The 7,423-nt window shown below is 47.1% G+C and carries 1 protein-coding gene; it reads left to right on the forward strand.

The features are described from left to right. Positions 1 to 31: 31 nt before the first annotated feature. The gene (locus BW716_RS24060) at positions 32 to 7,183 is read left to right on the forward strand and encodes a gliding motility-associated C-terminal domain-containing protein (protein WP_083726825.1); all 7,152 of its coding nucleotides are present in this window, start codon (positions 32 to 34) and stop codon (positions 7,181 to 7,183) included. The last annotated feature ends 240 nt before the right edge of the window (positions 7,184 to 7,423 follow it).

The following is a 7,423-nucleotide window of genomic DNA, read 5'->3' on the forward strand; positions in this document are numbered from 1 at the left end:
GCATTGTTGTGTTTCACTTAATTAATTGAAGATGAAAAGGTTTTTGTTTTTATTTGCTTGTCTGTGTGTGTTCTCTGAGATTGTCAGCGCACAAACTATTTACATGAATATTCCTGATACTGTCTGCATGTCTACCAACAATGGGACATCCGATCAGGCTAAGTTTACGAGTATCACTGCTTACCTTGCGACCGGACAAACCGGTAGTACCGTCTGGACCATCCAAACACCCGGCGGCACCGATGTGGACTATTCGATCCTGTACTCGTCGAGCACGTCTGCGATCAAGGCTAATCAACTCACATCGAATGCGCTCACGCTCCAGTTTCTCAACGCAGGTACCTATATCTTTACGGCAAATATGACGTACAGCAATGGTACCGTGTACACAAAAAGAGATACACTGGTTGCTATAGATTGTACGATGTCCACCTGTAATGGTGGCAACGCTACTATGCCAGGTTTCTCTGAAGACTTTGGCACACTGGCCAGTAATGCCAGTAAGAAAGAATATTCTCCATCCACTGCGATTACGTATAACTACGATGGTTCTTCTACAATCGGTATGGCTACAAACGGTTACGCTATTTCCAACACTACGCATTGGGCGGCTGACTGGATCACCACATCCGATCATACGGGTAGTAACAGAGGTGGTATGCTGGTAGCCAATGCCGATGCTGACACACGTACCTTCTTCACCAAGGACGTGAGTGGTCTTTGCAGAGGTGCTGTATACAATTTCAGTGCATGGCTTATCAACGTAGATAGTTCCATTACCCTTACTAAGAACTGTCCGGATTATAAATATGCCGGTGTCACCTTCCAGATCCTGAATGCGGTCAATACCAACCAGGTATTAGGAGAGTTTAAAACCTATGCCGTATCTATGAACCTGGCTGGCAGACAATGGCAGCGATATGGTGGTACGTTTACTGTACCTACCAGTGTGACCGATGTAATTGTACGTATTAAGAATAGCTATCCCGGTGGTTGTGGCAATAACATCGCCATCGACGATATTGAATTTACCTATTGTAGCCCTGTCATCACCGCATCCATCGAAGGTAATTCCGAGAGCCTGAGAGAAGTATTGTGTGAAGGCGCACCTACTATTCTGACTTCTTCTTATACCCCTGCAACTTATTTTTCAAATGCCGAGTACCAATGGGAAATGTCTGACGATGGTGGTGTCACCTGGTTCGACGTACCATACGGTACCGCTACCAATGATACTCTTGTCATCGCTGAGGGCGAACTCACCGGCACTAAAGATGTTGCCGCTGATTACTACTTCCGTGTACGCATCTTCGAAAATGGTTCTTCTTCCGAAACCTGTGCCGCGCCATCTTCATCTGTGAAACTCACCATCCTGCCTATGCCACAACTGACGCTCACCAAGAGCCAGGTATGTGCCGGTGCTACTGTAGACCTGCAGGCATCAGGTGGCTTTGATGAATTTAAATGGAGCGATACGACTTATGTAGGTCCGACCCGTTCTATTACATTGTTACGAGATACTTCTATCACCGTATATGGTTATGTATATTATGGCGTAGATGGTGGTAAGACCTGTGTGGACTCAAACAGTGCGTCTATAAAAGTGGATGATGAACCAATCGTGGAGATCGGAGCTTCTGCCACTACATTGTGTGTGGGTAGCAGGGTCACATTATCTGTGAATGAGATCCTGGGTACTACCGCAGATTCTATCTTCTGGTACAAAGGTGTACCTGGTACCGGTCAGTTGCTCTCCGACTTTACAGGTCAGACTTCTATGGTCTACAATACAGAGACCATAGCAGATAGCGTGTTCTATGTAAGGGTCGTCCAAAGTAGTTGTGAGGTCACGTCGGCGCCGTTCTACCTGCACCTCACGGAGATCCCTGTACCTGATCCCGGTACAAGTCAATTTGCTTGTGTATCCAACAATTCAACGGGTACCTTCACTATGAACCGCACGCAGTTAACAGGTACTACCGGCGCCTGGCAGATCATCGGTATCGAAGGCCCTGGAATTTCAGGGGCAACCGGCGATATCAATTTTGATGATTACGTGAGCATGAATAAAAAGAACCCGAAAGCGACTGTGACACTGACCAATGTTGGTACCACCGTATACCTGCAATGGAAGGTGACAGCCAGCAACAATGCTGCATGTATCGGTTATGCCTATGATACCCTTACCTGGATGTCAGAAGGAACACGTGCTTATGTAGATAGCGCCATGACACACTGTGGTACTGCCAATGTGTTTACCATGGCTGCCAATGAGCCGAATGTAGACCTCACGGATGAATTCGAAGAAACGGGCACCTGGACCTTATTGTCCGGTACAGCTACCATTGCAGATACGAATGCCTATAATACGACGGTAACAGTACCCGCAGGTAATTATCAGGACGTGGTATTACAATGGAGCATTTCGAACAAGGCTGCATGTGGTATTACCTATGATACAGTCACCTTACATTATAAAGATATACCAACAGCGACCGTGAGTCCTGTTACTACCTGTGCATCTACAGGTACATTTGATCTGACCCCTTCGGTGATCACCGGTGGTCCGACCTATTATGCGATCACCAGTACGATGAGTGGGTTTACAGCAGTACCGACTACGGCGATCACTGCATGGCCCGTTGCGGTAAGCATCCCGACAACGACGCCGGCAGGTACATATACTTTCCAGCTGACCATCAGCAATGATAGTCTGGGTTGTACAAACACCATTCCTTTCACTGTAAATGTTCAATCTGGTTCTGTAGATCCTACAGGCGTAACCGTAGGTGCTCCAATCATCTGTGAAAGCGGTACCACTACGCTGACAGTAGAAGGCGGTAGTCTGGCGAAGAATGCAGATGGTACAGACGCAGCCAGTTGGGTATGGTATGCAGGCGGTTGTGGTACAGGTACGGCAATAGGTACCGGCAGTACCATCACAGTACCGGTTACAGCAACTACTACTTATTATGTAAGAGCAGAAGGTACAGCTACCTGTGCAGGTTCTAACTGCGCAAGCGGTATCGTCACCGTATATGACAAACCAGCTGATGCCGATGCTGGTGCAGATGCAAGTCACTGTAGTGACTCTGTGTTTGTGATGAGTGCAAATGCACCATCCATCGCAACCGCAACGGGTGCGTGGACAGTCGCCAGCGGTACTGCAAGAATTGCGGATACCACCAGCAACACAACTACGGTATATATTAAACCGGGTAATACCGCCACCCTGACATGGACCATTACCAATGGTGCATGTGTTACTTCAGATAATGTAACCATTGCCAACTACGCATTGCCGGGTACTACTAATAAAGGTGTAGACACCATCAGTCAATGTAATAATACATCGTTCGTCATGTCAGCAACAGGTACCGGTAACTGGAGTTTCCTGCCGGGAACTGCGGCTACAGTGAGCGATGCCACCAGTCCAACCGCGACTATCACACTGCCTGCAGGTGATACGGCGACTGTAATCTGGAATGCTACGAATGGCTTGTGTACAAGCGCTGACAGCACCTTCCTGCGCAACTATGCTATTCCTGAAGATGCCAATGCCGGCGCTGCCCAGACCCATTGTAACGATTCGCTCTTCCACATGGCAGCTGCGACATCTGCTTACCAGGGTACCTGGTCTGTGCTCAGTGGTACGGCTACCATTGCCGCTGCTGACCTGCACAACCCAACTGCCAATGTTATTGTATTAGTAAATACAACCGCTACCTTACAGTGGGTCCTGACCAATGGCTCCTGTACGGGTAATCCTGCAACTGTTACCTTAAGCAATATCGGTGGTGTATTGGGTAATGCCATCTCTGCCAACCAGGTGCTGTGTGCATCAGAAACACCGGCTACCCTGACTGGTACTACCACCGTAAGCGGTGGCGATGGTACCTACGCTTACCAGTGGCAGATGAGTACTACGAATGCAACCACCGGTTTCTACAATGTGACTACCGGTACCGGCGGCACTACGGCTGCTTATACACCAGTGGCACTCACTGCTGATACCATCTGGTTCAGAAGAATCGTGACCTCCGGTTGTAACGGTAGTTCTATCAGTAATGTCGTGAAACTGCAACGTATCAGTACACCACCGGTAGTGGTATCAGTGCCGGCTTCTACCAATGCCAGCTGTATGCCGGGCAATGACTACACCACGCTCTTTGGCACACCGGTGTTCAGTCATGCACCATATACAAATGAAACACTGACCGTTACCTACACAGATAATACGACTACACCAGATGTCTGTACCACAATCATTATGCGTACCTGGACAGCGGTAGATCGTTGTGGGCTGACTGCTACCGCACAGCAAACCATTACAGTAAAGGATACTACCGGACCGGTGTTCACAACGACCGCCCCTGCAAATGTGACGGTAAGCTGTGATAACATTCCGGCAATAGTTTCCCTGACTGCAAATGATCTCTGCTCCGGTACATTTACAGTAGCGCCAATCGAGCAAAGGGTAGACATGGCTGGTCAGTGTACCAATAATTATTACCTGATCCGTAAATGGGTAGCGGTAGATAATTGTGGTAATCCAAGCGATACCCTGAAACAAACTATCACCGTGAAGGATACCACCGGACCTGTGTTCGATGGGACTGCTCCGGCGAATATTACTGTGGATTGTGACAAGCTGCCTGCTGCAATAACCATGACCGCTACAGACAATTGTACAGCAGGGACCATTACGGTAACGCCTGTAGATACCAGGCAGAATATTTCTGGTAGCTCCTGTACCAATACTTACCAGATCACCCGTACATGGACGGCGATAGATGCCTGTGGTAATATCTCCGCCCTGAAACAGATCATCACAGTTGTAGATACAACGAAACCTGTCTTCTCTGTAATGCTGAGAGATACCACTGTGAATTGTGACCAGGTACCTGCTGTTGCATCCGTAACAGCAACTGATAATTGTACGGCAAATGTGACGGTATCCGTGAACCAGACCAAAGTATTCCTGAGCACTACCTGCGCCAGCAATTACAGCCTGACACGTACCTGGACAGCGACAGATGGCTGTGGTAACACGGCCACTATGAAACAGGTGATCACTGTACAGGATACCACCAGACCCGTATTCACCGTAGCGCCTCCGGGTGATACAACGGTGAACTGTGATGCTGTACCAGCTACACCATCCAATGTGGTGGCTACTGATAATTGTAGTACCGTGAAGATCAGCTATTCTCAATCCAAAGCAACCATCAGCGGTGCCTGCGCAAACAACTACCAGCTGATCAGAACATGGGTTGCGAAAGATGAATGTGGTAATACTAATACATGGAAACAAACTATCACGGTACAGGATACCACCAGACCAGTGATTGGTACAGCTCCTGCTGATGCCATCGTATCCTGTGGCGGTACCATCCCTGCAGAAGCTACCTTGTATGCAAGTGATAATTGCGATGCCAACTTCCCTAAGCGCGCTACCATGACCACAGATCCTTATACAGTGGATGTATGTAATGGTTATACCATCACAAGAAGATGGAATGTGACAGATGCATGTGGTAATGCAGCGATCGAAAAAGTGCAGGTGATCACCATCACCGCATGTCCGAAACCACAGCTGGATACGACCATGCCTGTGAACTGTTCTGATAATTCGAAATTTGCACTGCTGCTGTTGAATAAGGTCAATAAACCTAAATTCACGCTGCAAAGTGTAACGCCGGCCAGCGCAGTTACTGCGCCGCTCACACAAACCAGCAATGTGTTTGACCTGAATGGTGCTACAAAAGCTACGTTTGTGGTAACAGACGGCGTAACGGGGTGTGTATCTGATCCGGTGACGTACAACCTGCGGTATGTAGAAAAGCCAACAGTGAACCTGGGTAATGATACTGCGATCTGTACAGGTAATACGATTACGCTGGATGCAGGTGTAGACAATGCCAGCAACGGATATGGTATCGTATGGAGTACAGGGGTAACAACACAACAGATCACAGTGGCTGAAGGTGGTACTTACTATGCAACAGTGACCAACAGTGGTTGTGCGGCAACAGATTCTATTAAAGTAACTATCAATAATCCACCTACCGTAGCGATCCGCGATACCACTATCTGTGAAGGCAGCCCCGTAAAACTGAATGCTTATATACAGGGCGCTACCTACGCATGGAGCACCGGTGATACCGGCCCTTCTATCACAGTCAATACGACTGGTACTTATAATGTAGACGTATTCCTGAATGGCTGTACCGTGACAGATGATGCAACTGTAAATGTAGCCACGCCGCCAGCTATAACATTGACTTCAGATACTGCGGTATGTGCTGGTCAGAGCGTAACATTGGAAGTAGAACCGGATGGAGGTACAGCGGTATGGTCAGATGGATCACTCACAAATACCATCAGCGTATCGAGACCTGGTGATTATTGGGTGACTGTAACGAAGAATAGTTGTGTGGTGACAGATACAGTGAGCGTGACCAACAAGGGAGATGTAGGACTGGATCTGGGCGTAGATAAGGATATTTGTTCAGGAGGTTCTGTAATACTGAATGCAACAAATGAAAATGTAATTTCTTATCTATGGAATGATGGTACGACCGATCCGATCAAGGAAGTAAACACACCTGGTAAATATATCGTGACGGTGCTGGACAAATACTGTAACCTGACATCTTCTGATAGTATCAATGTAACGGTAGCGGGTATAGGTACCTTCACACTGGGTAATGATACGACCATTTGTGAAGGTCAGGTACTGACCCTGAAAGTAAGCACGGGTACAGGTAATAGTATTAAGTGGCAGGATGGTGCGACTACTTCCAGGTATGTAGTAACAAAGACTGGTTATTATACTGCGACTATTTATAATGAATGTGGTTCAATGACGGAAGGTATTACAGTCAATTATAAGGCTTGTAATGAGCAAACAGTGATGGTGAATGCATTCACACCAAATGGAGATGGTAATAATGATTACTTCAGACCGGGCGTGAGCGGTACGATGATCGATTATGATCTGAGTGTGTTCAACCGCTGGGGTGTGCTGATCTATAGCTCCAAAGAAGCAGGTACCGGATGGGATGGACGATTTAAAGGAATGCTGGTGGAGGAAGGTACTTATTTATGGATAGTGAATTATAGAAAAGCAAGTGGTGGAGAGAAGTTGACACTGAAAGGAAATGTGACAGTCATTAAATAAAAAAGGAAGAGGGTGTAAATAAATGCACTGAGCATTATCTACCTCTATTAGGTATTCGAATAAGAAAAGGGGGCGTCTCAAAACTTCGGGACGGCCCCTTTTTCTTTGAAATGGTTTTCATTCCCGTTGGTGAATTGCCTCTTTCATGAATGTTTTATTCGGTTACCTGAATTCTCGTACATGCAATTCTCATGGCCTTCCAGTTACTTAGGATACATCCTCTTTTCTTTGAAAATAGTT

It is taken from the genome of [Flexibacter] sp. ATCC 35208, from assembly GCF_001975825.1.
Taxonomy (GTDB): Bacteria; Bacteroidota; Bacteroidia; order Chitinophagales; family Chitinophagaceae; genus Chitinophaga.

Coding starts and splice junctions, on each gene's coding strand:
- BW716_RS24060 (WP_083726825.1), top strand. CDS start 32: ATGAAAAGGTTTTTGTTTTTATTTGCTTGTCTGTGTGTGTTCTCTGAG.